Annotated in this window: 26 protein-coding genes and 1 tRNA gene; 13 read left to right on the top strand and 14 right to left on the bottom strand. The window is 58.7% G+C overall.

What is annotated here, in order from left to right:
• Positions 1-324: 324 nt before the first annotated feature.
• The 4 genes from ACR0A2_RS21585 to ACR0A2_RS21570 all read right to left on the bottom strand — a co-directional run bounded on the left by ACR0A2_RS21585 (position 325) and on the right by ACR0A2_RS21570 (position 4020).
• Positions 325-401: transfer RNA gene (locus ACR0A2_RS21585), tRNA-Arg, on the bottom strand.
• Positions 402-465: 64 nt separating this feature from the next.
• Entirely contained in the window at positions 466-1848 is a 1383-nt protein-coding gene (locus tag ACR0A2_RS21580; RefSeq protein WP_480837230.1) for a sensor histidine kinase, read from the bottom strand.
• A gap of 18 nt (positions 1849-1866) precedes the next feature.
• A complete protein-coding gene (locus ACR0A2_RS21575) occupies positions 1867-3285 on the bottom strand; it encodes a dihydrolipoyl dehydrogenase family protein (protein WP_480837228.1) in 1419 nt (472 codons plus the stop codon).
• Between the two features lie 3 nt (positions 3286-3288).
• The gene (locus tag ACR0A2_RS21570) at positions 3289-4020 is read right to left on the bottom strand and encodes a TVP38/TMEM64 family protein (protein ID WP_480837226.1); all 732 of its coding nucleotides are present in this window, start codon (positions 4018-4020) and stop codon (positions 3289-3291) included.
• Positions 4021-4315: 295 nt separating this feature from the next.
• Between ACR0A2_RS21570 and rpmH the strand changes: the two genes are divergently transcribed.
• The 13 genes from rpmH (at position 4316) to ACR0A2_RS21505 (ending at position 15536) form a co-directional block, all read left to right on the top strand.
• Positions 4316-4450 carry a 50S ribosomal protein L34 gene (gene rpmH, locus ACR0A2_RS21565; RefSeq protein WP_005980833.1) on the top strand — a complete coding sequence of 45 codons (135 nt, stop codon included), beginning with the start codon at positions 4316-4318 and terminating at the stop codon, positions 4448-4450.
• A gap of 25 nt (positions 4451-4475) precedes the next feature.
• Positions 4476-4901 (top strand): ribonuclease P protein component, encoded by a 426-nt coding sequence (gene rnpA / locus ACR0A2_RS21560; protein WP_480837224.1) that lies wholly within the window; start codon positions 4476-4478, stop codon positions 4899-4901.
• Positions 4898-5143: a membrane protein insertion efficiency factor YidD gene (gene yidD, locus ACR0A2_RS21555; RefSeq protein WP_480837222.1), complete on the top strand. Its 246-nt coding sequence runs from the start codon at positions 4898-4900 to the stop codon at positions 5141-5143. Before rnpA ends, yidD begins: the two co-directional genes overlap by 4 nt.
• 67 nt (positions 5144-5210) lie before the next feature.
• A complete protein-coding gene (locus ACR0A2_RS21550) occupies positions 5211-6827 on the top strand; it encodes an acyl-CoA dehydrogenase family protein (RefSeq protein ID WP_480837220.1) in 1617 nt (538 codons plus the stop codon).
• Positions 6828-6870: 43 nt separating this feature from the next.
• Positions 6871-7764, top strand: coding sequence for a tRNA 2-thiocytidine(32) synthetase TtcA (ttcA, locus tag ACR0A2_RS21545; protein ID WP_480837218.1), 894 nt, complete (start codon positions 6871-6873; stop codon positions 7762-7764).
• Between the two features lie 61 nt (positions 7765-7825).
• Positions 7826-9358, top strand: coding sequence for a putative bifunctional diguanylate cyclase/phosphodiesterase (locus ACR0A2_RS21540; protein ID WP_480837216.1), 1533 nt, complete (start codon positions 7826-7828; stop codon positions 9356-9358).
• Positions 9359-9484: 126 nt separating this feature from the next.
• Positions 9485-11314 (top strand): membrane protein insertase YidC, encoded by a 1830-nt coding sequence (yidC, locus tag ACR0A2_RS21535; RefSeq protein WP_480837214.1) that lies wholly within the window; start codon positions 9485-9487, stop codon positions 11312-11314.
• A complete protein-coding gene (locus ACR0A2_RS21530) occupies positions 11311-12048 on the top strand; it encodes an MOSC domain-containing protein (protein ID WP_171363610.1) in 738 nt (245 codons plus the stop codon). The genes yidC and ACR0A2_RS21530 overlap by 4 nt, the downstream gene beginning before the upstream one ends.
• Positions 12045-12698 carry a ribosome biogenesis GTP-binding protein YihA/YsxC gene (gene yihA, locus ACR0A2_RS21525; protein ID WP_480619767.1) on the top strand — a complete coding sequence of 218 codons (654 nt, stop codon included), beginning with the start codon at positions 12045-12047 and terminating at the stop codon, positions 12696-12698. Before ACR0A2_RS21530 ends, yihA begins: the two co-directional genes overlap by 4 nt.
• Before the next feature lie 60 nt (positions 12699-12758).
• Positions 12759-13622 (top strand): acetylglutamate kinase, encoded by an 864-nt coding sequence (gene argB, locus ACR0A2_RS21520; protein WP_480837211.1) that lies wholly within the window; start codon positions 12759-12761, stop codon positions 13620-13622.
• Between the two features lie 25 nt (positions 13623-13647).
• On the top strand, positions 13648-14334 hold the full coding sequence (locus ACR0A2_RS21515) for a ferredoxin (protein WP_480837209.1): 687 nt from the start codon (positions 13648-13650) through the stop codon (positions 14332-14334).
• Entirely contained in the window at positions 14331-14828 is a 498-nt protein-coding gene (locus tag ACR0A2_RS21510; protein ID WP_480619761.1) for a SixA phosphatase family protein, read from the top strand. The genes ACR0A2_RS21515 and ACR0A2_RS21510 overlap by 4 nt, the downstream gene beginning before the upstream one ends.
• A 288-nt stretch (positions 14829-15116) precedes the next feature.
• Positions 15117-15536: a hypothetical protein gene (locus ACR0A2_RS21505; RefSeq protein WP_480446732.1), complete on the top strand. Its 420-nt coding sequence runs from the start codon at positions 15117-15119 to the stop codon at positions 15534-15536.
• Positions 15537-15761: 225 nt separating this feature from the next.
• On the opposite strand, the gene ACR0A2_RS21500 is transcribed toward ACR0A2_RS21505, so the two are convergent.
• The 10 genes from ACR0A2_RS21500 to ACR0A2_RS21455 form a co-directional block, all read right to left on the bottom strand.
• Complete coding sequence (locus tag ACR0A2_RS21500) at positions 15762-16553, bottom strand: amino acid ABC transporter ATP-binding protein (protein WP_152456919.1); 792 nt, start codon at positions 16551-16553, stop codon at positions 15762-15764.
• A 12-nt stretch (positions 16554-16565) separates the two neighbouring features.
• The gene (locus tag ACR0A2_RS21495; protein ID WP_152456918.1) at positions 16566-17864 is read right to left on the bottom strand and encodes an amino acid ABC transporter permease; all 1299 of its coding nucleotides are present in this window, start codon (positions 17862-17864) and stop codon (positions 16566-16568) included.
• 3 nt (positions 17865-17867) lie between these two features.
• Positions 17868-19100, bottom strand: coding sequence for an amino acid ABC transporter permease (locus ACR0A2_RS21490; protein ID WP_152456917.1), 1233 nt, complete (start codon positions 19098-19100; stop codon positions 17868-17870).
• A gap of 126 nt (positions 19101-19226) precedes the next feature.
• Positions 19227-20243 (bottom strand): amino acid ABC transporter substrate-binding protein, encoded by a 1017-nt coding sequence (locus ACR0A2_RS21485; protein WP_152456916.1) that lies wholly within the window; start codon positions 20241-20243, stop codon positions 19227-19229.
• A gap of 205 nt (positions 20244-20448) precedes the next feature.
• Positions 20449-21156 carry an ATP12 family chaperone protein gene (locus ACR0A2_RS21480; RefSeq protein WP_171171038.1) on the bottom strand — a complete coding sequence of 236 codons (708 nt, stop codon included), beginning with the start codon at positions 21154-21156 and terminating at the stop codon, positions 20449-20451.
• 3 nt (positions 21157-21159) lie between these two features.
• The gene (locus ACR0A2_RS21475; RefSeq protein WP_480837205.1) at positions 21160-21831 is read right to left on the bottom strand and encodes an HAD-IA family hydrolase; all 672 of its coding nucleotides are present in this window, start codon (positions 21829-21831) and stop codon (positions 21160-21162) included.
• A complete protein-coding gene (locus ACR0A2_RS21470; protein ID WP_480837203.1) occupies positions 21828-22871 on the bottom strand; it encodes an RluA family pseudouridine synthase in 1044 nt (347 codons plus the stop codon). Before ACR0A2_RS21470 ends, ACR0A2_RS21475 begins: the two co-directional genes overlap by 4 nt.
• Positions 22872-22991: 120 nt before the next feature.
• Positions 22992-23798 (bottom strand): crotonase/enoyl-CoA hydratase family protein, encoded by an 807-nt coding sequence (locus ACR0A2_RS21465; protein WP_480837201.1) that lies wholly within the window; start codon positions 23796-23798, stop codon positions 22992-22994.
• Positions 23799-23893: 95 nt separating this feature from the next.
• Positions 23894-25207: a replication-associated recombination protein A gene (locus ACR0A2_RS21460; RefSeq protein WP_480837199.1), complete on the bottom strand. Its 1314-nt coding sequence runs from the start codon at positions 25205-25207 to the stop codon at positions 23894-23896.
• A 3-nt stretch (positions 25208-25210) separates the two neighbouring features.
• Positions 25211-26596: a trypsin-like peptidase domain-containing protein gene (locus ACR0A2_RS21455; protein ID WP_480837197.1), complete on the bottom strand. Its 1386-nt coding sequence runs from the start codon at positions 26594-26596 to the stop codon at positions 25211-25213.
• Positions 26597-26650: the final 54 nt, after the last annotated feature.

Genomic DNA, 26650 nt, shown 5'->3' with positions numbered 1-26650 from the left:
GGTTCGTCAATAAAGATCGCTCATGTCTCCGCTCCGTTCTGGGAGCCGTGAGTCACGCAGCGCAGCTAAAATCAATGCATCCTGAGCCTAGGAGTTAACTTAGAACTTGTATGGAAGTCTGTCGCCCAGCAAAAAACAGTAAACGGATAGAATATTTGGCTGAACCCGATCAGGTAACTCATAGTCAGTTTGAACTGACGAGTTATTTCCCGGTATCAATCCGTCGATGTCTACAGGCCATTCGAAACTAGCCACCACTTTGGCGGGTATGTTGGCGGGTAGCTGGTAAAAACCGCCATTTTTTCCAATGAATTCAAAGGAAAGTGGCGGACCGAGGAGGATTCGAACCCCCGACCCCTTGATTCGTAGTCAAGTACTCTATCCAGCTGAGCTATCGGTCCGCGTTGGTGAGGCGGTGTTTAGACCTGCTGCCCGAGACGTGCAAGCCGATTCTTCAAAAAAAAATCAAAAAGTCATGTCCCCGCGCGGAAGGCTGATTTCAAAGACTGTTCCCTCGGGTCCGGTCACTTTCAAAACCAGATCCCCGCCATGGCCGCGCACCAGCTCCTGCGAGATTGCCAGCCCAAGACCCGAGCCACCCTTTCGGACCCCACCTTGGAAAGGCGTGAACAGGTTTTCGCGCGCCTTGGGGGGAAGACCCGGCCCCGTGTCGCGGATTTCGATGCACCAAGCATCGTCGTTTTCACACCCCGCAATGGTAACCCGGCCAGGTTTTCCGGAGGCAACCAGAGCCTGTCTCGCGTTGCGCACGAGGTTCATGATGACGCGGTACAATTGTTCGGGGTCGGCGCGGGCCACAAGCGCGTCCGGCACTTCGTTCACGATCTCGACGCAAGCATCGGCGACGGCGAGTTGTTCGCTGGCCGCGACATCCGCCGCGATTGCACGGATCGGAACCATAGTCAGAGTGGGCGCGGGCTCTTCCGCGCGGCCAAAGGCCAATGTGCTTTCACAAAGAGACACGGCCCGGGTGATGGAATTCACCAGTTTCGGCGCCATCCGCCGCACCAGCGGATCATCGCTGGCCTCGATCCGGTCGGTAAACAGCTGCGCCGACGTCAGGATATTGCGCAAGTCATGGCTGACTTTGGCGACGGCCCCCCCAAGCTGCGCCAGCCTTTCCCGCTGTTTGAGCGCCTGGGTCAAGTCCGTTTGCAGCATCTTCAGTGCCTCCTCGGCCTCTCGCAGCTCCGTCACCTTCGAATTCGGCGAGATTATGCCACGCGCGTCCTCTGGCGCACTGGCATAGCGCTGCATGTAGCCGACGACGCTTTTGATGGGCCGCACAAGTACGACGCGTACGGCGAGAAACAGAAAAAACGCCGTGATGATGGAGATCACAAAGGACAGACCGAGAATACGCAACCCGTAGTCAATCATCGCCGTTCGCAACGGCATGCTGTCCATGGTGACTTCGATCAGAAGGCCTGCCCCCTTGACCGGTTCTCCGATGACCCGGATGACTTCGTTTTCAGGTTTGAGAAAGCGGCTGATCGCATCCCGGATCAGAACCCAGGGGCTTGCATCCCGCAAATCGAACGTGCCGGCGATTGGATCGGGAATCGGCGACGACAGCATCAGTTGCCGAACCTCATCCCGTCGCAATACGACATTGTAGACGCCTGCGTTTGCCAGCAGTTCCGCCTCAAGGTCTTCGGCAAGCATGTCGTCCGCCAGCAAAGCCAGCGAGGCAATCTGCGCGCGTTCGAGCCTGTTCAGCAGAAAATCCTCGCGGAACCGGGCGATCGACGGGACAAAGATCAGAACCTCGGCCAACATGACGAAGACCGTCGTCAGGATCAGAAATCGGCCCGACAGCGAGTTCAATTTGCGCCCCTCCTCAGGTCAGGGAATCCAGCGCTGGACGAACCTGACCACTCGTTTAACTGTCTGATTCTCAAACAGCCTTGGCGAGAAATAAGCACCCGCCACACGTTTGTTAAGCTCTCCGATCGTCGGATAGGGTGAAACCATGGCAGCGATCTGCCCCATCTTCAGGTTATTGGCCAAAGCCAACGACCACAAGTTGATCAACTCACCCGCCTGATGCCCGACGATTGTGGCGCCGACGGGTCGGCCTTTCACGACCATGACCTTGACGAAGCCTTTGGTTTTGCGCTTGGCAATCGCCCGGTCATTGTGGAGATAGTCAAAGCGGGCGATTTCGAGCTTTTTACCATGCACCTCGCGGGCCTGAGCTTCGGTCAGTCCTATCTGGGCCAGCTCCGGGTCCGTATAGGTGGCCCAAGGAATATGTTCCGTTTTCGCCCTGGACGGCAGACCGAACAGGGCCGAGCGAATGATGACACCTGCATGATACCCTGCAACATGGGTGAAGTGCAGGCCACCGGCCACATCTCCGATCGCATAGACGCGGCGATTGGTCGTGCGCAGCGCGTCATCCGTCATGATGCCGGTTTTCGTGCGTTCAATTCCGGCTGCCTCCAGATTCAGACGCTCGATATTGGCTTTGCGACCGACGGCGATCAAAAGATGAGAGCCCCGGTGAGTTTCACCGTTTTCGGCAACGACCTCCACAGCGCCCTCTGTTCCGCGCACCTGCGCGATCATGGCGTTTTCCCGGATGTCCACGCCTTCACTGCGCAGGGTATCCAGCACCACGGAGGCAGCCTCGGGATCGTCTTTGCCCAAGGCTTTGAGCCCTTCGACGACCGTCACCTTGCTGCCGAGGCGTATATGGGCCTGCGCCATCTCCATCCCGATCGGTCCGCCCCCGATGATCAGCAGGTGATCTGGCCGCTCTCTCAAGTCAAAGATGGTTTCGTTCGTATAATAGGGCACCGTGTCCAACCCCGGAATCGGCGGCACCAGCGGTGATGAACCGGTCGCGATGACGATGCGACGTGCACAGATGACATGATCCCCGGCCTGCACCTTTTCAGGGGATATGAACGTGCCGTATTCGCGGATGACCTTCACGCCGAAGGCTTCGAACCGCTGCTGACTGTCCATCGGTTCGATCTGTGCGATCACATCATGAACATGATCCTTTACAGCGGCGTAGTCGACCTGAGGGATTGTATCAGCGACGCCAAAACGAACGGAATGCGCCTGAGCGTGGGCCGCTTTGCCACTTGCGATCAGCGCCTTCGACGGGACACAGCCGAAATTCAGGCAATCCCCACCCATCTTGTGCCCTTCCAGCAGGACAACATCCGCACCCATCTGGCTGGCACCCGCGGCGACGGACAATCCTCCGGACCCGGCGCCAATGACCAGGAGATCGGTTTTCAACTCTTTCATGGTTCAGGTGCCTCTTTTCGCGCGCAGTGCTTTGAAAACGATGGGCAAGGCGGCCAATATACACAACCCGATAATCGGCCCGATCACGAACGGTTCCCACAGCAACGAAACATCAGGCGTTTCCCCACGGTCGAATACACCACCCAAGCCGACCCCGATCCAAGTGTACACGATACCTCCGGGGATGATGCCCAGCGCGGTCGTCAAAAGAAAATTGCGGAACTTCACACCAACCAAAGCCGGCAGCAGATTTGCAACAAAGAACGGCACCACCGGCACCAGCCGCAGCAGAAACAACACCGAGATTTCGTTTTCCCGCAGACCGTCCTTCAGTTTCCTGACCGTGCCTTCTGATGATTCCAGGCGCGACGTCAGGGCTTCGCCCAAGCCCCAGCGCGCCGCCAGAAAGATCGCCGACGCACCGATGGTGGCGGACACGACATTGAAAACGGTTCCCGCAAAAAGACCGAAAAGAAAACCGCCCGTCATCGAAGCCACTGCGGCACCGGGCAGTGAAAAGGCCACTATGACGATATAAATGGCGACAAAAGCGGCAGCCATGATCCAATAGTGACCGTCCCGCCACGCCAGAAGCGCCTCGCGATTGTCCCGCAAGGTCTCGAAAGTCAGGTAATCCCCAAGCGTGAAAAAGCCGACAACGGCAACGCACAGGATTACAAGCAGCGGAATGTGGCGCGCGACACCGTTGCGCGGCGCCTGGCTTGTGTCGGACATCAGATTTTCCGGTTCTTTGTGCTTCATCTTGTGCCCAAGATGCGCTGACTGACGGGCCAGCAACAGGGGGATCACGGGGCCTTGATCTGTGTGGCACCGAATGTGAGGGATTTCGGCGATAAACGGGTATTTTGAAACCTTTTGCCGTTGCCGGTTACAGAATTGTTGCAAAAGCTGCGAAAACTTGGCCGTTGGGGTTTGACTTACCCCCCGCTTGGCAGTAGAGGACGGGCTTCGAACACCACGGGCAGGCGAATCCGCGCCGCACCCGACCGCATAGATTGGAGACGGAGCGATGAAACGCACCTATCAGCCTTCGAACCTGGTTCGCAAACGCCGCCACGGTTTCCGCGCGCGCATGGCCACAAAGGCCGGCCGCAAGATCCTGAATGCACGTCGCGCACGCGGCCGCAAATCACTGAGCGCGTAAACCGCTCACCGATCAGGTTATGAACATGACGCCGCCGGAGGCCCCTGAGGTTGGTAGGAACCACCCCGGGAACAAGCCCCCGGCGGCGTCCGTTTGTGCATCTGCACCCCTGACCGTTCTCAAGAAACGGTCCGACTTTCTGAAAGCGGCGCGTGCCCGCCGACAAGGCACGTCTTCGATGATGGTTCAGGCCCGCAAGCGCGCGCCCAGCGAGGGCAACGGGATTCGCGTGGGCTTCACCTGCTCGAAAAAAGTGGGCAATGCCGTGGCCCGCAACCGCGCCAAGCGCCGTCTGCGCGAAGCCGCACGGGCCGTGTTGCCCGAAGCCGGCCGCGACGGGTGGGATTACGTCCTGATCGGCCGCGCCGAAATTACCGCCAACCGCCCCTATGACGCACTGTTGGACGACCTGCGCTATGCGCTCCGCAAGGTGCATGCGGCCGAAAAATGACCTTCCTGTCCCATATCGTCGCCCTGCCTGTTCGGGCGTATCGGCTGATCTTCAGCCCATGGGTCGGTTTCAACTGTCGCTACCAACCCACCTGCTCCGCCTATGCGCTTGAGGCGCTGGAGAAACACGGTGCGGTCAAAGGATCCTTCCTGGCCGCTCATCGGATTTGCCGTTGCCACCCTTGGGGCGGCGACGGATACGATCCGGTACCTGACGACAAGCATAACGACCCTTCGTCCTGACCCCCCGTCAGACTTGACCGGCAAGTGCCGCGCCTGAACAGTTGGACCTGCACAACCCGAGGTCCCGATGAAATCCCCAGCGCGCGATACCCTGCCAACCCACGATGTCCTGAACCAACCGCCCGCGCGCGGCGGCACCGATCTTTGGCTGTCCGATCCGGTCCTGCAAGACGCAGCAAAGACAGCGGGCGCGCGCGCTTCGGAACTGGCGGCATATGGCAAAACACTCGGAACCGAAGAAACGCGGGAAATGGGTCGGGAAGCCAACCGGCATCCGCCAGAGCTGCGGCTGTTCGATCCAGGCGGCAGGCGCCTGGACGAGGTGCGCTTTCACCCGGCCTATCATCAGATGATGCAGATCAGCCAATCGGCGGGCTATGCCGCACTGGCCTGGGATGAACAGCCCGGCGGGCACGCGACCCATGCGGCGATGGTCTATTTGGCCGGACAGGTCGAACCCGGGCATTGCTGCCCGATGACCATGACCTATGCAGCAATCCCTGCACTGGCCGCCAATGAACACATTGCCTCGCTCTGGCAGCCAAAACTCATGGCCCGCCACTATGATCCTTCGAAGGAACCGATCGGTCAAAAGACCAGCGCGACGCTAGGGATGGCGATGACCGAGAAACAGGGCGGTTCGGACATACGCGCCAATACGACCATTGCGGCACGCGACGGGGATCACTGGCGCTTGCGCGGGCACAAGTGGTTCTGTTCCGCGCCAATGTCGGATGGGTTCCTGACACTGGCGCAGGCGCCCGGCGGGTTGACCTGTTTTCTGGTGCCCCGCTGGCTCGAGGGCGAACGCAATGCGATCCACCTGATGCGTCTGAAGGACAAGCTGGGCAACAAATCCAACGCATCTTCGGAAATCGAGTATCATGACGCGCTGGCCTATCAGTTGGGCGAAGAAGGCGCGGGCGTGCGCACCATACTGGAAATGGTGCACCACACGCGGCTTGATACAGCCATGGCACCGGCCGGGCTGATGCGTGCCGCGCTCAGCGAAGCGCATCATTGGGTGGAACACCGCAGCGCATTTCAGCGCCGATTGATTGATCAACCGCTGATGCGAGCGGTCCTGTCCGACCTTGTTCTGGACTGGGAAGGCGCTGTGACCCTGGGAATGCGTGTGGCGCAGGCATTTGACGGCCAGACACCCGAAGACAAGGCCTTTGCCCGGATCAGTGTCGCATTGGCCAAGTTTTTGAACAACAAGCGCTGCCCGGTCGTCGTCGTCGAGGCGATGGAAGTGCTGGGCGGCATGGGGTACGTCGAAGACACGCCCTTGCCCCTGATCTACCGTGAAGCGCCCCTGAACAGCATCTGGGAGGGGTCAGGCAACGTGATCTGCCTCGATACCCTGCGCACCCTGACGCGTGAGCCGCTGGCCGCCGAGGTTCTGGGGGCCGAATTGGATGCGGTGAGAGGCACGGACAGAAAGTATGACGCAGCTCTGACCGCGCATCGCAGCCGCTGGCCCGGTCTTCCGCCCGAGGCCGAAGCGCGCTGGTACGCTGAACGTACGGCTCTGCTGCTGACAGCCTCGCAATTGCTGCGCCATGCGCCCGGCGCTGTGGCTGACGGCTTTGTTGCCACACGTCTTTCCGGTGACAGCGGCCACATTCCCGGAGCAGTAGCCGGGTTGGATACTGGCGCCCTGCTGGCGCGGCTTGGCTGACCCGCCACTTGCCCGGTTGCGCCATCTGCTGTAGGGGCAGCGCATGTTTGATGATGCAGACGATATCCACCCGCTCTTTGCCGGCGCGCCCTCGAGCACCGAGTTCAAGAAACTGCGCAAACGCATCGTGCGCCAGACCCGCGAAGCGATCGAACAATACGGGATGGTTGACCCGTCCGCCCATGACAAGGACGGCAAACCGCCGCGTTGGCTTGTCTGCCTGTCGGGCGGCAAGGACAGTTATACGCTGCTGGCCGTCCTCTACGAACTCAAATGGCGCGGATTGCTGCCTGTCGATCTTCTGGCTTGCAATCTGGATCAGGGACAACCCGGATTTCCAGCAACGGTCCTGCCAGAGTTTCTGGACCGCATGGGCGTGCCACACAGGATCGAGTATCAGGACACATACTCTGTTGTGATGGACAAGGTCCCGCAGGGCCGAACATATTGCGCCCTGTGCTCGCGACTGCGCCGCGGCAACCTGTATCGCATTGCCCGGGAAGAAGGCTGTTCCGCCGTCGTGCTGGGCCACCACCGCGACGATATTCTCGAAACGTTTTTCATGAACCTCTTCCACGGAGGCCGTCTGGCCACCATGCCACCGAAACTGGTGAACGAAGAGGGAGATCTTTTTGTCTTTCGCCCGCTTGCCCACGTCGCCGAAGCCGACTGCGAGAAATTTGCCAAGGCCATGCAGTATCCGATCATCCCCTGCGATTTGTGCGGCAGTCAGGACGGGTTGCAACGGCAGCAGGTCAAACAGATTCTCGATCAATGGGAATCGAACAGTCCGGGTCGGCGTCAGGTTATGTTTCGCGCGTTAACAAATGCACGCCCGTCGCACCTTCTGGATGCGAAACTCTTTGATTTTGTTAATCTTTCCGTAAACTCCGACGAAAAAGCGGAAAATTTGGAAGAAATACCGCTTCTGCGTTAACGACTGACTCAGACTGGTTTCCTAGGCTCGGCATACCATTCATGCCCAAGGTCAGGACCCGATGTGGAATCATCCTTTCGTCGACCGTATTTTTGAAGCTTTGAGAAACGTGGCATACGGCCCAGCCGTTCTTGCCTTTGTTCCGGCAACAAGCCTGGGGGCGTTCTGGCTTGGCGGTGAACGCGCTTTGGTCGCGGTGGCCCTGGGCTTGCCCCTGATGATTGCCGGTATAGGCGCAATGGCCCCCAACCCGGCAGACAGGAAACGGCAACATGGTGGCCTGCTGCCGAATTACCAGTTCGAAACCGTTCTGGCAGAGGTGCTCTCGGATAGTCGCCGCAGCGGTGAAACGTCGGCCTGTTTCGCTGTGATCCTGGACGACTATATGCAAATGCTCGATCTGCATGGCCAAGCAGCAGCGAACCATGTGGCACAGCAATTCTGCTCTCGTGTCATGTCCATGATCCGCGCCAGTGACTCCGCGACCCGGATCGATGGAAACAAGATGATGGTTGTTCTGCACCCGGCGCAACAGCTTGATCTGGAAACCTGCATTCAGATGTCGGGACGAATGCAATCCGCGGTCGAAGACCCCATCATGCTGAACGGAACCGGAGTTTACATGTCCTGCTCCATCGGTTTCTGCCTCAGCAGCAATGTCCCCGACGGCACCGCGACGGACTGGTGCAACGCTGCAAACAACGCGCTGCAAGAAGCACATCAAAACGGGCCATCGACGATTCGTGCCTTTTCGTCCGAAACACGTCGCCGGGCTCAGGTCAGAACCAATCTGCGCAAGGAATTTGATGCGGCACTGGAAAGCGGTGAAATTCGACCATGGTTTCAACCGCAGATCTCGACGGATACCGGACGCGTGTCCGGGTTCGAGGCTCTGGCCCGCTGGGAACACCCGAAAAAAGGAGTGCTGGGCCCCAACGTCTTTCTGCCCTTTGCCGAACAGGCCGAGTTGATGGGCAAACTGGGGCAGGCGATGCGGCATCACGCTTTTTGCGCAATGCGTGAATGGGATCGCGCCGGTCTGACCGTACCACGCATCGGCATCAACTTCTCGTCGGACGAGTTGCGCGACCCGGGGCTGATCGACCGCCTGAAATGGGAATTGGATCAATACGATCTGACCCCGGACAGATTGGCGGTCGAAGTATTGGAAACCGTGTTTTCCAGAGGGCCGGATGACGTAATCACCCGCAATGTCACGAGCTTGGCCGCGATGGGGTGCTGTATCGATCTGGACGATTTCGGCACAGGGCATGCCTCGATCGCGTCAATCAAGCGGTTCAACGTGTCCCGGATCAAAATCGACCGCTCTTTCGTGACAAAGGCGGATCAGGACCCAAGCCAGCAGCAGTTGGCCAGCGCAATTCTGACCATGGCAGAACGGCTGAACCTGGAATCCCTTGCTGAAGGGGTCGAGACACCCGGGGAGCACGCCTTGATGGCGCAATTGGGATGTGACCATGTACAGGGGTTTGGCATCGGCAAGCCCATGCCTTTCGAAAAAACCAAGGGCTGGATCACGTCTCATCGCAACAAGATCGACGGAATGCCCAAAATCGGGCGGCAAACCGGCTGAAGAACCGGAAACTGCGCCACAGAAGACCAATCCGTGACGAAATGACGAGCGATTCCGCTTGACCTTTGGGCCTGCACTCTGTTGAACCCTGCGGGTGTCTTTCACTGCTCAAGGTGGCTGTCCCAGATGGACGATCAGAACAAGAATCTCATCCTCGCAACCGCGCTCAGCTTTCTCGTGATCCTGGTCTGGTTCGTGCTGTTCCCCCCGCCGGAACCCACACCAACCACGGAACAGGCTGAAATCGCCAGCATCGAAGGGAATGAGGTTCAGACGCCCAGCGCCGCTGATACCGGTACGGTCGGCGAAGCAACCGCAAGCGCCACTGAAGCCGAAGCCGAACCCGAGGCGCCCCGCGTCAGCATCGACACACCCCGCCTGACGGGCAGCCTGTCGCTTGCCGGTGGCCGAATTGATGAGTTGTCGCTGAAGGATTACAAGGTTTCACTGGCGGAGGATTCTCCGATCGTCGAACTTCTGTCCCCGGTTGGAAGTGACTCGGCCTATTATGCGCTTTATGGCTGGGCCCCCGGCGCGGGCCTGTCGGTCACGGACGTTCCCGGCCCGAACACTCTTTGGACGCTTGAGCAGGGCGAAACTCTGGGTGTTGACACTCCGATCACGCTGGCCTGGGACAATGGAAACGGCCTCACCTTCCGCCGCACCATTGCCGTGGATGAAGACTATATGTTCTCGGTCACCCAGTCGGTCGAGAACACCACGGACGCCGAGGTCGGCATGGCCCCCTACGGCATTCTGGCCCGCAACGGCATGGGCGAAGACGGTGACCTGCCGGGCCTGAAGAACTTCTTCATTCTTCACGAAGGCGTCATGGTCATGGCTGACGGCGTTCTGGATGAGATCGACTATGGCGATGTGCGCGATTTCGATATCGACCCCAATGAACGCGCACAGGCCGAGGTCTATCAGGTCAAAGAAGGCGGCTGGATCGGGTTCACGGATCACTACTGGATGACCACCCTGATCCCGGCCGAGGGTGCAGCGTTCAAGGCCGCTGCCAAATACGATTCACGTCGCAAGATCTACCAGACGGAAACGGTTCTGCCGACGCTGACAGTCGCGCCCGGTACGACGGAAGAGGTCACGACCAGACTGTTCGCCGGTGCCAAGGAGTGGGAAACCATCCGGGAGTATCAGGCAGAAGGTGTTCAGAAGTTCATCGACAGCATCGACTGGGGTTGGTTCTACTTCCTGACCAAGCCGATCTTCTGGCTGCTGCACAACATCAATGCCCTGATTGGAAACATGGGCTGGTCTATCATCGGCCTGACGCTGATCATCAAGGCCATCCTGTTCCCGCTTGCCTTCAAGTCCTACGTCTCGATGGCGAAGATGAAGGAATTGCAGCCGCAAATGGAAGCCCTGAAAGAAGCCGCAGGCGATGATCGCCAGAAAATGCAGCAGGGTATGATGGAGCTGTACAAAAAGGAAAAGGTGAACCCTGCCGCAGGCTGCTTGCCAATTCTGTTGCAGATTCCGATCTTCTTCTCGCTGTACAAGGTGATTTTCGTGACGATCGAACTGCGTCAGGCCCCATGGTTCGGCCCGTTCCAGGACCTGAGCGCGCCGGATCCGACGTCGATCTTCAACTTCTTTGGCTTGCTGCCTTGGGCCGCACCTGCACCCGAAAGCCTGATGGCGCTGATCTTCATCGGTATTCTGCCGCTGCTGCTGGGTATTTCGATGTGGTTGCAGCAGAAACTGAACCCGGCGCCAACCGATCCGACGCAGGCCATGATCTTTGCCTGGATGCCTTGGGTCTTCATGTTCATGCTGGGTGGTTTCGCCAGTGGTCTGGTCGTGTACTGGATCGCGAACAACACGATCACGTTCACGCAGCAATATCTGATCATGCGCAGCCAGGGCTATAAGCCGGATGTATTCGGAAACATAAAGTCCGGTTTCAAGCGGACGCCAAAAACGGACAACAAATGAGCGGAACGGTCTCAAGCCTTTGGCGCCACCCGATCAAAAGCCATGGGCGAGAAGCCCTGAGCCAAGTCACACTCATCCCCGGGCAGACCATGCCCGGGGATCGCGTTTGGGCGGTCGCACATGAGGCCGCCAAAACCGATGGTTCGGAATGGGCACCCTGTTTCAATTTCAGCCGCGGTTCAAAAGCGCCTCAGTTGATGGCCATTTCGGCCGAATTGCAGGGCGACCGGGTTACATTGCGCCACCCGCAGCGACCGGATCTCGGTTTTGCGCCGGACACCGAACAAGAGGCTTTTCTGGACTGGGTAAAGCCACTTATGCCGGCGGACCGGGCCGCATCTGCCCGGATCGTTCGGGTTCCGGGGCGCGGTATGACGGACAGCGACTTTCCATCGATCAGCCTGTGCAACATGGCATCGCATCGCGCAGTCGAACAGAAACTGGACCGGACTCTGTCCATTGTTCGATGGCGCGGCAATATCTGGTTCGAAGGTCTGCCGTTATGGGATGAGTTTGACTGGCTGGGTCGTGACGTGCGCATTGGCGAGGCCGTGCTTCGCGTCCGCGAACGGATCACGCGATGTATGGCCACCACCGCCAATCCCGAAACCGGTGAGAGGGACGCAGACACCCTGCGCGCCCTGAACAGTTGGGACCATCAGGATTTCGGCGTTTACGCCGAGGTCGTCCAGGGTGGCGAAATCCGCGTCAACGATGAGGTGCAGGTGCTATGACCACGCTTCCCTTCCCCCTGGCCGAAGACCCGGATGAATTCGCCCAGGAGCGAGGCCGCAAACTGTTTGCAGGCCCGTCCGAGTTCGTCAAAGGCGTTGTCGCCATGAATGGCCTTCCCGCCCCTGACCGGTTGGAAGTCTGTTTTGCGGGGCGTTCGAACGTGGGCAAATCCAGCCTGATCAATGCCTTGACCGGCACGAAGGGTCTGGCCCGCGCATCCAACACGCCTGGCCGCACGCAAGAGATCAACTTTTTCACCCAAGGCCCTGAACTCTATCTCGTGGACCTGCCGGGCTATGGCTATGCAAACGCCCCGGTAAAAGTGGTTGAGAAGTGGCAGAAGCTGCTGAAACAATATCTCAGCGGGCGCCAGACACTGCGCCGCGCCTTTGTCCTGATCGACTCGCGCCACGGGGTAAAACCGGTCGATGACGAAATCATGAAGTTGCTGGACACCAGCGCCGTGACATTTCAATGCGTTCTGACCAAGGCAGACAAGGTCAAAGCCAAGGATCGTGAAAAGGTTCTGGAACAAACCCGGGCCGCGCTGTCCCAACATCCCGCGGCTTTTCCGGAAATCGTGCTTACCTCTTCCGAAAAAGGTGACGGCATCGCGACCCTGCGGTCCATCATTGCGCATCTGGAATAGCTTCGCCCTTGGCAGCGTGGGGCAAAGGTCCTAACACGGTTTTCCAGAAGGACTTTAGCTATGAAGACACGAGATATGAACCGGGACTGGATCGCCACCGCAGCCACACTCAACAGCGCCCTGCCCTATCTACAGCGCTATGACGGAGCCATCGTCGTCATCAAACTTGGCGGACACGCCATGGGCAGCGACGAGGCGATGGAAAGCTTTGCCCGGGACGTGGTTCTGATGCGCCAGGTGGGTGTGAACCCGGTGGTCGTCCACGGCGGTGGTCCGATGATCAATGCAATGCTGGGCAAGTTGGACATTCAATCCGAATTCGTGAACGGCAAGCGAGTGACCGACAAGGCCACGGTTGAAGTGGTCGAAATGGTTCTGTCCGGGCTCGTGAACAAGCGCATCGTACAGGCGATCAATGATCAGGGCGGATCAGCCGTAGGCCTGTCCGGCAAGGACGCAGGCCTGATGGTCTGTGATCAGACGGATGCGTCGCTGGGTTTTGTCGGCACCCCGGCCGAGATGAATCCGAAGATCCTGCATGATCTGTTTTCACATGACGTAATCCCGGTCATTGCCCCGCTTGGTGCAGGCCGCGACGGTGAAACATTCAACGTCAATGGCGACACGGCAGCCGGGGCAATCGCTTCTGCGCTCAAGGCAGACCGTCTGTTGCTGCTGACGGATGTTTCCGGTGTCAAGAACGCGGCGGGCGAGGTCGTGACCGAACTCAAGGCCGGTCAGATAAGGGAAATGACCCGCGAAGGCACCATTGCAGGCGGTATGATACCCAAGACAGAAACCGCGCTGGACGCCCTGCACAGCGGCGTTCGGGCCGTCGTCATACTTGATGGGCGCGCACCCAATGCCGTGCTGCTGGAGCTGTTCACCGAACATGGGGCCGGGTCGCTGATACGCCCGGACTGATCCCCGCAAGAGAGGAGGAGGAGACATGACACATCTTGCACAGCCTTCCTCTGATCCTGACGCGACGCCTTATGAACAGGTTGAAAACGCCGCCCGTGATGCTGGTTTGTTGGTCATGGGCGCGCTGCATCCTCGCCATGTTGCAGCCAAAGACCTCGAAACCGGTACGCTGATCCTGTTGGGGGCCGGGCCGGATTTCTGGCCCGTACTGAAGGCCTCACCGGAATGGCACCACGCCGACCCCGTTGACCGATGGTCGCAAAGGGTCGTCGGTCAGATGGCCGAAAGGCTGGGCGCACAGGCGTATTTCCCGTTCGGTGGCCGTCCGTACACGCCATTCATTGACTGGGCGCTCAAATCAGGGCGGACGTTCAGCAGCCCGGTCGGGGCATTGGTGCATGATACCGTTGGGATGATGATTTCCTATCGGGGCGCACTGCATTTTGCCGCAGAGTTCGCCATCCCGGCCCCTTCCGGCGTGTCGCCTTGCGAAAGCTGCGCCGCACCTTGCACGACGACCTGCCCGGTCAGCGCGCTGAACGCGCAGGAGTTCTATGACGTCGATGCATGCCACGACCATCTGGGCACCGCTGAAGGTCAAACCTGTATGGTGGGCGGGTGTCTGGCCCGCCTTGCCTGCCCCCTGAGCGCGGGCGCAGGACGCGACCCGGAACAATCAGCCCATCACATGAAAGCCTTTCATCCGTCATGACCCGAATTCTGATCCTGACACGCCATGCGAAATCCAGCTGGGATAGCCCGGGTCTTGGCGATCATGACCGCCCGCTGAACAAGCGTGGACGAAAGTCGGCCCTGGCCATCGCTGCTTGGTTGCGTCACCACGGCTGGTTGCCGGATGAAGTCCTGAGCTCTACATCAACCCGCACCCGCGAGACATGGGATCGCATGGGTTTGCAGGCCGATAAAGTCAGCTTTCACAGCGCGCTCTACCACGCTGATCCAAAGGTCATGCTGCGGGAACTTTCAGGTGCTACGGAACTGGCGGTATTGATGCTGGGCCACAATCCCGGGATTGCCGATTTCGCCAACCGTCTGGTGCGGCAACCGCCAAATCATACACGCTTTTTCGATTATCCAACCTGTGCAACAACCGTCATGTCATTCGACATAAACAGCTGGGCCGAGGTCCGATGGCAAACCGGGACGTTGCTGGGGTTCACCATCCCGCGTGAGTTGATCGAATAGAAAAAGGCGGATCGGCGGCCTCGGTTTTGCAGCACATTCAGGCTAAGAATTCGATTGCCTTCACACCAATTTCCGATCTTTTGTGCCAATGACGGCCAAGATCACCCGTCTTTGACAACTGCGCGCAACCTCCCTGTGGGGGATCTGAATTGCGTCCACCGTATGCCTTCTGGTCGGGATTTTGGTGATTAATAGGCTCTATGCTATTATCTGGCCGTTGAGCACTCGCAGCATTTCATTGCGGGAATTATTACTACGATTATAGATTTACTGGAAAGGATTTGCTTCATGTCTTACGGGTTTCGTATCTTTCAGCTGAAAAATGTGCGCCCTGTCATATGCGGGGTAGTGGCTGCCGCGGCCTTTGGGGCCATGGCGCCAACAATGTCATTTGCACAGGAATTCATGACGCAAGAAGAGCTTCTTGCCACAATACCCGGCAACCAGTTGTCAGGCATTTCCAACAACGACGGAAAGACCCCGTGGGTGCAAGCCTACAGCAAGGCGACACGTAAGAAGAATGGCAAACTCAATGGCCTTTGGAACGGAAAGGACAAATATTCCGGAGACTGGTTCGTCAAAGATGACCAATGGTGTGAACAAGGGGATTGGGGCCAGAAGTGTTGGAGCATTGAACGGATCGGTTCAAACGAATTCCGAATATACGAAGGCGGACAACCGATGAAAAACACCTGGAAGCTCAAGTAGGCAAACTTTTGTAAACTGGGCTTGATCGGGTTTGAGCGAAAACTCTTTTGTCTGGCAACACGACCGATCAAATCACCGAGGTTCCGTCAGCCTAAAATCATCAGGTGTTTACCAAACCTCTGAGGCCCCCAAAAAAAGCGAGCCGCCATTTAGGCGCGGCTCGCTCATCTCGATATTTAGCAGCGGGTTAGTGACCTGGCCCCCGCCGTGTCTCAATCAAAGGGGTCAGTGACCCAGAATCTGGCTCAGGAACAGTTTGGTCCGCTCGCTTTGCGGGTTGTTGAAGAACTCTTCGGGTTCGTTCTGTTCCACGATCTGACCGGCATCCATGAAGATCACGCGGTTGGCGACCTGACGGGCAAAGCCCATCTCGTGCGTCACACACAGCATGGTCATGCCTTCCTCGGCCAGTTCGATCATGGTGTCGAGCACCTCTTTGATCATCTCGGGGTCCAGCGCCGATGTCGGTTCATCGAACAACATGATCCGTGGCATCATGCAGAGCGAGCGGGCGATCGCCACACGCTGCTGCTGACCACCGGAAAGCTGACCGGGAAACTTGTCAGCCTGTTCCGGGATTTTGACCTTTTCCAGGAAGTGCATTGCACGCTCTTCAGCCTCTTTCTTGGGCGTCTTGCGAACCCAGATTGGGGCCAGCGTACAGTTTTCCAGAATGGTCAGGTGCGGGAACAGGTTGAAGTGCTGGAACACCATTCCGACCTCGGAGCGAATCTTGTCGATGTTCTTCAGGTCATTCGACAGCTCGATACCGTCCACCACGATCTTGCCTTGCTGGTGTTCTTCCAGCGCGTTCAGGCAGCGGATCAGGGTGGATTTGCCCGAACCCGACGGGCCCGCGATCACGATCCGCTCGCCCTGATTGACGGTCAGATTGATGTCGCGCAGCACGTGGAAGGACCCGTACCACTTGTTCATGCTGTTGATTTCGATGGCGACCTCGTCGCTCACCTGCATCTTGGAGCGGTCGATTTCGCGGTCGATTGCAAGTTCAGACATGTGTTGAACTCCTTAACGATGATCTGTGGCAAGGCGACGCTCGAGCCACTGAGAATATTGAGAGATGCCGTAACAGACGACGAAGAACAGAAGCGCGGCAAAGCCCAGAAGCTCCCAGTAGACGCCGTTCCATTCGGTCGACGCCAGGATTGGTCCCCGGATCATGCCCACCAGATCGAACATCGAAATGACCGAAACCAGTGTCGTATCCTTGAACAGGCCCACCGCCACGTTCACGATCCCGGGGATCGAGATCTTCAGCGCCTGCGGCAGGATGATCAGCCGCATCGCCTGCGGATAATCAAGGCCCAAGCTGTCTGCCGCCTCGTACTGCCCGCGCGGAAGCGCTGCCAGACCGCCGCGGATCACCTCGGCGATATAGGCGGACGAGAACATGGTGATCATGATCACAACGCGCAGGAACAGGTCGACCGTGCTGTCAGGCGGGAAGAAATAGGCCAGCATCACCGAAGCCACGAACAGCAGCGTGATCAGAGGCACGCCGCGGATGAACTCGATGAAGATGACGCAGACCCACTTGATCAGCGGCATGTTCGACTGTCGCCCCAAGGCCAGTGCGATCCCAAGTGGTACCGACAGCGACACACAGGTTACACCCAGCATCATGTTCAGCATGAAACCGCCCAGGTCACGGCTGGGAACGGCCGTCAGCCACGCATTCTCTGATGCGCCTTCGGGGATGAGGGCCCCTCCGACGTTCCAGATGACCAGTGCCGTCACAATCGCTCCGAAGAACCCGGCGGCAAAGTTGTTGTTGCCTAGCTTCTGGAAGACACCACCAGCGGCTATGCAGCCAACAAGCGCAACCAGAGGCACGAGGATCGTGCCACCCCAGATCAGCCAGAAAGCCAGGAAGGGATAGACCGCAGTGAACAACAGCATCTTGCGAGGCAAGTCAAAGAACAGCACCGGCGCAATCGCCACCAGCATCAGCACAAAGGCCAGGTTCGGCCGCCAATAGGCATCGACGGGGTACTTGAACCCATAGATCAGCTGCGGCCAGCGTTCCGTCAGAACCGCGAAACAGGCTCCGGTCTTGTCCCCCAGAATCTCGCGGCATTCCGCGAGCGAGTTGGCATTCCACACTCCGTTCAGAATCCATGGCAAGGTATTCTTGAGAAGAATGTAGATCAGGATCAGCGACAGAACTGTCAGGATCGAGTTGACGACCCCTGAAAACAGATTCTCGCGCAGCCATTTGACGACGCCGGTCTCATTTGCCGGCGGCGGCGAGGGTGGGATGGTGCCTTCGGCCACGAAGGCGATCGGGTTTGTTGCTTGATCACTCATGGCTCAGCGCTCCTTCAGCTTGACGGAAGCGTTGTAGATGTTCATCCCCGTCGAAATCAGCAGCGAGGCCGTGAGGTAGAACAACATCAGCAGCAGAACGCATTCAATCGCCCGGCCGGTCTGGTTCAGGGTAATACCACCCAGTGTTGCGGTGATATCCGCGTAGCCAACGGCAATCGCAAGAGACGAGTTCTTGGTGATGTTCAGATACTGCGAGATCAGCGGCGGGATGATGACCCGCAATGCCTGGGGCAGGATGACCAGTTTCATGATCCGTCCCTGACGCAGGCCCAACGCGGCGGCCGCCTCGGTCTGACCTTTGCTGATCGCCTGAATGCCCGCACGCACGTTTTCTGCGATAAAGGCACCGGTATAGATCGACAGGGCAAACCACAGCGCAATCAGAGGACCACCGGCATTCAGTCCACCGCTGAAGTTAAAGCGCTTCAGCTCGGGGACATCCCAGGTCAGGCCCATGATGATCATCAACAGCACAAAAGGCACCAGCCAGATTGCCAGTTTCGGCAACAGCGTCGCGGGGCGCTCGCCAGTTTCCTCCTGCTTCTTGGTCGCGCGTTTTTCGACTTCGCCACTGACGAACCACGATCCGATCAGGACGGCGATGACCAGCAACCAGTTCAGGGCTGTCGATGCAAACAGGCCATTGGCGAACTCGGGACGGGGAAAATAAATGCCTCGATTGGTAAAGGCAAAGGACCCAAACAGCATTGAAGACGTCGGGTTTTCCCCCCGGAACGCGCTGGGCGCCGGCAGCACGGCCGTCATGATCGTGAAGATGATGATGATCCAGATCAGAACCGGGATGTTCCGGAAGATCTCGACGTACACGGCCATCAGCTTCGACACGAGCCAGTTGTTCGACAGTCTCAGAACACCCGCGATCACACCGAAAACCGTTGCGGTGATACAGGCCAGGAAGGCCACGAGCAAAGTGTTCAGCAATCCGACAAGTGCCGCGCGTGCATGCGATGACTGACTGTCATATTCAACAAGACGCTGGTTGATGTCGTACCCGGCGGAATCGCCGAGGAAAGCATAGGAAATATTGAGCCCTGCGGCCCTGAGGTTCTGGATCAGGTTGTTGCCCAGATACCAGATGGAAAGCGCAATGACGATGGCCGCAATCACCTGAAATGTAAGAGAGCGATAGCGGGTATCGTTTATGAGCATAGACAACCGAAAATCAGCTTTCGGTGGGTCAGTCATAGTCGACATATTTTGGGATCCCCGTGGCTTGCGAGCTGTTTCATTTCGGCGAGGTTTTCCCCGCTCTGCATCTGCCCGCAGCAATTTATTGTAGAAGAGGGCGCAGGTTGCCCCGCGCCCTCTTCCATTGATGCCTTAACGGAACGGCGGCGAGTACAGCAGGCCGCCTTCGGTCCACTGTGCGTTCAGGCCGCGCGCCAGGCCGATCGGTGTTTCTTCACCGATGTTCTTGGCGAAGATTTCACCATAGTTGCCGCCAGCTTTGATCGCTTTGGCCGCCCAGTCGGCGTCCAGACCCAGCATTTCACCCAGAGTGCCTTCTGTACCCAGCAGGCGGTTGATTTCCGGGTTGTCGGTGCCAGCGCTCAGTTCGTCGATATTTGCCGAGGTCACGCCCAGCTCTTCAGCCGAAATCAGTGCGTTCAGGGTCCAGCGGACAACGTCGCCCCACTCGTGGTCGCCATGACGGACCAACGGGCCCAGCGGCTCTTTCGAGATGATTTCGGGCAGCAGGATGTGCTCGTCCGGCGCTTCGAAGGTGGCGCGGGTTGCGGCCAGGCCCGATGCATCGGTGGTGTAAACGTCACATGCACCAGCCAGGTACTGCTGCTGCGCTTCGGCGTTGGTTTCGATCGGAACCGGCTCGTAGCTGATGTTGTTGGCACGGAAGAAATCGGCCAGGTTCAGCTCGGTGGTGGTACCGGTCTGGATGCAGACACGGGCGCCGTCCAGTTCCTTGGCCGAGCTGACGCCCAGCGCCTTGGGAACCATGAAGCCCTGACCGTCATAATAGTTCACACCGGTGAATTCGAACTTCAGGTCGACGTCGCGGCTGAAGGTCCAGGTGGTGTTTCTTGCCAGCATGTCGATCTCGCCCGAGGCCAGAGCGGTAAAACGTGTCTTACCAGTGGTCGGAACGAATTCAACGGCGTTGGCGTCACCCAGAACGGCAGCAGCAACGGCGCGGCACAGCGATACGTCAAAGCCTTGCCATTCGCCATTTGCGTCGGGCGCAGCAAAACCAACCAGACCGGTGGTCACACCACAATTCAGCTTGCCGCGTGCTTTAACGTCGTCAACGGTCCCTGCCATGGCTGCGCCAGCAGCAAGACCGGCAATCGTTGCCGCGCCCAAGATTACGGATTTTTTCATTTTTACCTCTTCCTGATTTTCCGCCTCGTCCGAGACGGCTCTGCCCGGCAAGTGGATGCCGGATAGGTTACCCCAAAGGTGTCTCCCCTTTAGTGGCACTGAGTTTGGGCGTATTCATAAACAAACGTCAAGGGCCGGATCATCGAAATCGATGGATCAGGCCCCAAGCTGTTTACAGATTTGCTCAAAAAACCGGAATTTAGGATCAAACCGATAATTCAAAGAAGCGTTTGGCATGCATAAAGGCTGCTTTCTTGGCCTCGGCAACCTGATGGGCTTCTTCGTCATGGCCCCATTGTTCAATTTGCCAGGTTTCATCCAATCTTGAAATGCGCCATATTTCGTCCGGATTGCGCCAATTCATGGCGGCCGCAAAGCCAAGAATCAATGACCCCGACAAACTGACAAGATCGTGAAAAGCGGCCAGTTGGAACGCATCCAGCCCGTGCACCCGAGAACGCAATGTCGCCAGGGCGGATTCCGGCTGCGGTTGATGCAGGACGCCCGCAACCGGAACCAGACGGGCAGACAGCGCGGTCTCGGCCCAATCCAGGGCGGGATCCCATTCGGCGCTCTGACGATCCTGCAACTCCTGCGGGTGGGTTGCGCGATAACACAACAAATCGGAATCGCCGTAATCGGCCAGCATGTCGGCTACTTCCCCGTGCTGGATGCGGACTTTGTCAATCGCTGCATTTGCAGAACGGGTGAACGGCATCACGGCAGGATCAACTTCTTTTTCCTGCGCGTCCCATTCCCCTGCCACCGCTTCGGCCATGGGGCGGGTTGGCAGGATCAGGTCTGCCTTGGCGGGTGTTTTGACCCTGCGGCCATCCAGTTCGACGGTGAAGCCGCCATCAACCGCGACAACGGTGCTGTCCTTCCAGAAGCGTTTCGGTTTCCAGTCACTCATCTTTCAATTCCACATCCCAGCCAGCGCATTGGGCAACTGGTCAAAGGTTTCGATAATGCAAGAAGCTGCGGTCAGAGCCGATCGGTCGTGATAGCCCCAGGTGACGCCGATACCGCGAACACCGGCGGCCGCGGCCATATCCATGTCAAAGCTCGTGTCGCCGATCATCACTGCGCAGGCCGGATCGACCCCGGTTTCCGCCAATGCGGTCTGCACCATGGACGGATGCGGCTTTGACGGGTGGTGATCCGCGACCTGCCGGGTCACGAAATACGGTTCCAGCCCGTGGGCTTCGATCAATGCGTCCAACCCGCGCTGCGACTTGCCGGTTGCCACGCCAAGAAGCACTTCGGGCACGGCATGCAACGCTTCAATCGCCTCGCGCGCACCGGGGTACAGCGGCGAACTTGCCGCGCCCAATTCATGACGATGGGCGTGATAGGCCTCTTTATACCCATCGACCAGATCGTTCTGTACCGAAAGAGGCTGTTCCGGCGCCAACCGGGCGATGGCATGCGGCAGCGACAAGCCGACGATGGACAGGATCGCCTTTCGCGTCGGAACCGGCACGGAGGCGGCCTGAAAGCTGGCGGTCATGCAATGAACGATACTGCCCTGACTGTCGACCAGAGTGCCGTCGACGTCGAACAGGACCAGCCGCAAGGGTGCGCTCATTGCAGCGCCTCAAACGGGTCGTCAGCCGCCAGATCCTCGCTCCATCCGAACGTGTCCCAGCTATGCTTCATATGCTCGGGCAAGGGCGCCGTCACGGTCACTGGTTTCCGCGTCACCGGATGCAGGAAGGACAGTCGCCGTGCGTGCAGATGCAGCTTTTTGCTGATGATCCCACCCAGTTGCGCGCCCCATCCGTCGCCAAGGTTTTCCTGACCCGAACCGCCGTATTTTCCGTCGCCGATAATCGGATGTCCGATTGCGGCCATATGCGCCCTCAATTGGTGCGTACGTCCGGTGATCGGCTCCATCGCGACCCAGGCGGCGCGGCCGGCAACTCGATAGAGTGTTGCATAATGCGTATGCGCGCGTTTTGCGCCCGGAGTGCTGTCAATTTCGTTCATATGCACGGGGATCATCTTTTCACCCTCGCCGTGCTTGCCATGACCGGGCGCCTTGACAAGGCCGGTCTTGATCTCACCCAGGTACGGCGTTGGAACACCGGCAACCAGCGCCCAGTAGATCTTGCGCGTATCACGATGACGGAAGGCGGCCGTCAGACCCTTGGCGGCCTCACGCGTGCGGGCCAGCAGCAGAACACCTGAGGTGTCCTTGTCCAATCGATGAACCAGCCGAGGGTTCTCGTCATAGCCGAACCGCAGCGCTTCGGACAGGCTGTCAACATGCCTTGTCTGCCCGCTGCCGCCCTGCACCGGCAGACCATGCGGCTTGTTCAGCGCCAGAATGTGATCGTCGCGGTAGATCACGCAGGACTGGATCATCTTGGCATCCGCATCCGAGATGTGATGCTTGACCTCAGCCGGTTTGTGATCAGCGTCCGGCAAAGGCGGCACGCGAACAACCTGCCCTGCCTCCAACCGGGTCGAGGCCTTGGCACGGCCACCATCAACACGCAATTCTCCCTTGCGGCACATCTTTTCAATGCGCCCCTGGCTGACATGCGGAAACAGGCGGCGCAGCCAGCGATCCACGCGCTGGTCCCCATCCCCTTCGGCGACTGTAATCATCTGCACGCCACTCATGCCATTACCCCTTTTTCCGCGCGGGTGATCCGCCCGGATTGCGTGTTTATCCGTGTCCCAGAAATCATGGGCGTCTGTCGCGCGCAACGCGGCAAGAGTCAAGGTATCAGGCTCTGGATCTCAGATGTTCGAGAAGTCGCCGTGCCGCCCCGCTCCATCCCGAAAACGGGCCGCACCAGCGGTTCCTTCGCGGCGAATGGCATCCAACCCGTTGGCCCATTCAACCTTCAGCGCGTCACGAACCGGCATTCCACGGGTTTCGATGATCGACCGGCGGTCTGCCCGAACGGCCTCTTGCGGGAAACGGGCGATATCATGTGCCATGTCTTCAGCCGCCTTTCGTGCTGCGCCATGCGGAACGACCTTTTCCGCCAGCCCAATCCTGTAACACTCCTCCGCCTCGACCTTGCGACCGGTCAGAGCAATCTCCAATGCTTTGCCCTGCCCCACCAGACGCGGCAACCTGACCGAACCACCATCCATCAGGGTAATCCCCCAGCGGCGGCAAAACACACCCAAGTAAGCCGTTTCCGCCATGACCCGGATATCGCACCACAAGGCAAGCTCCATTCCTCCGGCCACTGCCGCGCCTTCTATCGCGCCAATGACAGGTTTCGAAAGCTCCAGCCGCGACGGCCCCATGGGCCCCAGCGTTGACGGGGCCGAACCGATGGGAAAGCCATGTTTGTCGAAATACGCCTCGCGCCGTTCGGGATCGGCCAGCGATGCGGCAAGTTTCAGATCCCACCCTGCACAGAAATTGCCACCTTTGCCCCAGAATACCGCAGCCTTGGCCGAACTGGCCTCGAAACTCAGAAATGCCTCGACCAGAGCCTCGGCATGTTCCGTATCAACGGCGTTCCGCGCATCCGGCCTGTCGTGAATGACGGTCCAGACATCTTCGGATTTTTCGATTGAAACCGGCATATCAAGTCCTCCCCTGCAAGCGTTGACCCAAGGGAAGCGTCCAATTTCAATCCTGTCGCCTGTGACGCCGCGGAACCTTTACGACTGACCCTGCGTTACTCGCTGTTCCGCTGTGTCCGCAGCTTGGCAAAATAATCGAGGCGTTTCTTCAGCTCACGCTCGAAACCGCGCTCGACCGGCTGATACAAAACCGGGCGTTTCATCGTCTCGGGGAAGTAGTTCTGACCGGAAAACCCGTCCTCGGCATCGTGGTCATAGGCATAACCCGCGCCGTAACCCTGATCCTTCATCAAAGAGGTCGGCGCGTTCAGGATATGCTTGGGCGGTGGCTCGCTGCCGGATTGCTTGGCCAGCCGCATTGCCGCCTTGTAGCCGACATAGGCGCCGTTGGATTTTGGCGCCAGGGCAAGATAGACCAGCGCCTGAGCAAGCGCCAACTCGCCCTCGGGTGAACCCAGACGTTCGTAGGTTTCCCACGATTGCAAACAAATGGCCTGCGCCTGCGGATCGGCCAGGCCTATGTCCTCGACCGCCATGCGTGTGATCCTGCGCGCAAGATACCGTGGATCTTCGCCCCCGGTCAGCATGCGCGCGAACCAATACAAGGCCGCATCGGGGTCAGATCCGCGCACCGATTTGTGCAGGGCCGAGATCAGGTTGTAATGCTCATCACCAGACTTGTCGTATTTTGCAGCCCGCCGCATCAAACGCGTAGACAGCGCATCGGGGCCCAGCGGCGCATCCACCTTCCACGCCGAAACCTGTTCGATCAGGTTCAGCAAAGCCCGACCGTCGCCATCGGCCATCTCTTGCAACGCATCGCGGGCGGCAGGCGTCAATGGCAACGCGTGGCCCAACTCTTTCTCAGCTCGCTGGGTCAGACGCTCCAGATCGGCAAGGCTCAGCCGTTCCAGCACCAGCACCTGCGACCGGCTGAGCACAGCGGCATTCAGTTCGAATGACGGGTTCTCGGTGGTTGCGCCGACCAACAGGATTGTCCCGTCTTCCATATGGGGCAGAAACCCATCTTGCTGAGCCTTGTTGAAGCGGTGAATCTCGTCCACGAACAACAAGGTGCCCTGTCCGTTCTGGCGGCGTATCTTCGCGGCCTCGAAGACTTTCTTCAGATCCGGCACACCGGTAAAGATCGCACTGATCTGAACGAAATGCAGATCGGTTTCCTGTGCCAACAGCCGTGCAATCGTGGTCTTTCCAACTCCGGGCGGACCCCAGAACATCAGGCTGGACAAACTGCCTGCCGCCAGCATGACACCCAGAGGGGCCTCGGGGCCCAGCACCTGCTCCTGCCCGATCACCTCGGCCAGGGATCGAGGCCGCAACCGGTCAGCCAGAGGCCGATGAGGAGAAGCGGCGGGTTCTGCCGCCCCGGTATCGAACAGATCACTCACGGGTCACAACCGGAACCGCAAAGAGACGGACCGCCCCCCGCGCACCAGACCTATCTGCACGTAACGGCCCGGATCGGTCAGCGCGGTCTCAACGTCCTGTGGGCGCTGGATCTCATCGGCATTGATGCTTTCAAGAATATCACCGGTTCGCAAACCCGCCCTTCCGCCATACGGGCCGGGATCCACCACGACGACACCGGTCAGCGACAGCGACAATCCCATCCTGGTGATCACCGCGGGGTTGACCCGGGACACCACCAACCCCGGAAGAACGGTTCTGTCGTTCAACGTCGTTTCCTCGGCGGCCGGAACATCGGGGGCTTTGATAAGCGCCACCTCAACATCTTCACTTTGGTCGCCGCGCAGACGGGTCAGAACCGAGGTTCCGCCCACTCCGGCGACCGACATCCGAAACTTCATCTCGGCAGGCGAATTGACCTCATCCCCGTCCACATGGGTTACCACGTCGCCCACTCTGAACCCTGCGTCGCGCAAAGGGCTGAGCTCATGCAGATCAGAGATCACAACGCCCAACGGGATGGCCAGACCAAGGGATTCCGCGATATCCGCGCTCATGTGTTGACCCGACATTCCCGCCCACGGGCTGACGAAGGTTTCGTTTCCCTGCTTCGCCTGCTTGAGGAATTGCGCCACCAGATTGGCGGGGATGGCAAAGCCTATTCCGTTTGACCCACCCGATCGGGTCAGAATCGAGGTATTGATCCCGATCAGCTGGCCATTCACATCGATCAGCGCCCCACCGGAGTTGCCCGGATTGATTGCCGCATCCGTCTGGATGAAATATCCGCGGCCATTCCCGGTTGCCGTGCCCGTGCGCGCCAGCCCCGAGATGATGCCGGACGACACCGTCTGCCCCACCCCGAACGGGTTTCCGATGGCCAGGGCCAGCTCTCCAACCTCGACCTGATCGGAATCGCGAAGGGTCAGGTAGGGCAGGTCTTCGGCCTCTTTCAGCCGCAGGATCGCAATATCGCTTTCCTCATGGCCCAGCACAACCTCGGCCGAAAACTCGCGCCGATCCGTGGTGACGACCCGGATCTCGGTCGCGGATCCGACCACGTGATAGTTGGAAACAACATACCCATCGTCAGTCAGGATAACACCGGAACCCAACGAGTTTTGAACCCGCTGACGTGGTTCGCCAAACCCCCGGCCAAAGAAATCCTGAAAGAACGGGTCCGAGAAAAACGGGCTTGCCCGGCCCTGCCGGACGATCTTGGCATAGATATTCACAACCGCCGGCGATGCCTGTTTCACGACCGGGGCAAATCCCAACGAAATCTCGGCCTGTGACTGCGGAACTTTCGTTTCGGCCATTCCTTGCGTCGCGCAGGTCAAGGCAACAAGGGTCAGCATTACGCGGATCATGGTGGCTCCGTTTTTTGCGATTGGCCCAGATATGCTGACACAAAATCTGAATTG

It is taken from the genome of Ruegeria sp. H8 (genome assembly GCF_056532905.1).
The sequence above is the reverse complement of the archived record's forward strand: the minus strand, read 5'-3'. Positions and strand labels throughout refer to the sequence as shown.

Bases quoted from the DNA above. Each gene is read 5' to 3' on its own strand.
- yihA (WP_480619767.1), top strand. From the start codon at position 12,045: ATGACCACGCTTCCCTTCCCCCTGGCCGAAGACCCGGATGAATTCGCC.
- ACR0A2_RS21475 (WP_480837205.1), bottom strand. From the start codon at position 21,831: ATGAGCGCACCCTTGCGGCTGGTCCTGTTCGACGTCGACGGCACTCTG.
- ACR0A2_RS21490 (WP_152456917.1), bottom strand. From the start codon at position 19,100: ATGTCGACTATGACTGACCCACCGAAAGCTGATTTTCGGTTGTCTATG.
- rnpA (WP_480837224.1), top strand. From the start codon at position 4,476: ATGACGCCGCCGGAGGCCCCTGAGGTTGGTAGGAACCACCCCGGGAAC.
- ACR0A2_RS21510 (WP_480619761.1), top strand. From the start codon at position 14,331: ATGACCCGAATTCTGATCCTGACACGCCATGCGAAATCCAGCTGGGAT.
- ACR0A2_RS21530 (WP_171363610.1), top strand. From the start codon at position 11,311: ATGAGCGGAACGGTCTCAAGCCTTTGGCGCCACCCGATCAAAAGCCAT.
- rpmH (WP_005980833.1), top strand. From the start codon at position 4,316: ATGAAACGCACCTATCAGCCTTCGAACCTGGTTCGCAAACGCCGCCAC.
- ACR0A2_RS21455 (WP_480837197.1), bottom strand. From the start codon at position 26,596: ATGATCCGCGTAATGCTGACCCTTGTTGCCTTGACCTGCGCGACGCAA.
- yidD (WP_480837222.1), top strand. From the start codon at position 4,898: ATGACCTTCCTGTCCCATATCGTCGCCCTGCCTGTTCGGGCGTATCGG.
- ACR0A2_RS21480 (WP_171171038.1), bottom strand. From the start codon at position 21,156: ATGAGTGACTGGAAACCGAAACGCTTCTGGAAGGACAGCACCGTTGTC.
- ACR0A2_RS21570 (WP_480837226.1), bottom strand. From the start codon at position 4,020: ATGTCCGACACAAGCCAGGCGCCGCGCAACGGTGTCGCGCGCCACATT.
- ACR0A2_RS21500 (WP_152456919.1), bottom strand. From the start codon at position 16,553: ATGTCTGAACTTGCAATCGACCGCGAAATCGACCGCTCCAAGATGCAG.
- ACR0A2_RS21470 (WP_480837203.1), bottom strand. From the start codon at position 22,871: ATGAGTGGCGTGCAGATGATTACAGTCGCCGAAGGGGATGGGGACCAG.
- ACR0A2_RS21495 (WP_152456918.1), bottom strand. From the start codon at position 17,864: ATGAGTGATCAAGCAACAAACCCGATCGCCTTCGTGGCCGAAGGCACC.
- argB (WP_480837211.1), top strand. From the start codon at position 12,759: ATGAAGACACGAGATATGAACCGGGACTGGATCGCCACCGCAGCCACA.
- yidC (WP_480837214.1), top strand. From the start codon at position 9,485: ATGGACGATCAGAACAAGAATCTCATCCTCGCAACCGCGCTCAGCTTT.
- ttcA (WP_480837218.1), top strand. From the start codon at position 6,871: ATGTTTGATGATGCAGACGATATCCACCCGCTCTTTGCCGGCGCGCCC.
- ACR0A2_RS21485 (WP_152456916.1), bottom strand. From the start codon at position 20,243: ATGAAAAAATCCGTAATCTTGGGCGCGGCAACGATTGCCGGTCTTGCT.
- ACR0A2_RS21505 (WP_480446732.1), top strand. From the start codon at position 15,117: ATGTCTTACGGGTTTCGTATCTTTCAGCTGAAAAATGTGCGCCCTGTC.
- ACR0A2_RS21575 (WP_480837228.1), bottom strand. From the start codon at position 3,285: ATGAAAGAGTTGAAAACCGATCTCCTGGTCATTGGCGCCGGGTCCGGA.
- ACR0A2_RS21550 (WP_480837220.1), top strand. From the start codon at position 5,211: ATGAAATCCCCAGCGCGCGATACCCTGCCAACCCACGATGTCCTGAAC.
- ACR0A2_RS21540 (WP_480837216.1), top strand. From the start codon at position 7,826: ATGTGGAATCATCCTTTCGTCGACCGTATTTTTGAAGCTTTGAGAAAC.
- ACR0A2_RS21515 (WP_480837209.1), top strand. From the start codon at position 13,648: ATGACACATCTTGCACAGCCTTCCTCTGATCCTGACGCGACGCCTTAT.
- ACR0A2_RS21465 (WP_480837201.1), bottom strand. From the start codon at position 23,798: ATGCCGGTTTCAATCGAAAAATCCGAAGATGTCTGGACCGTCATTCAC.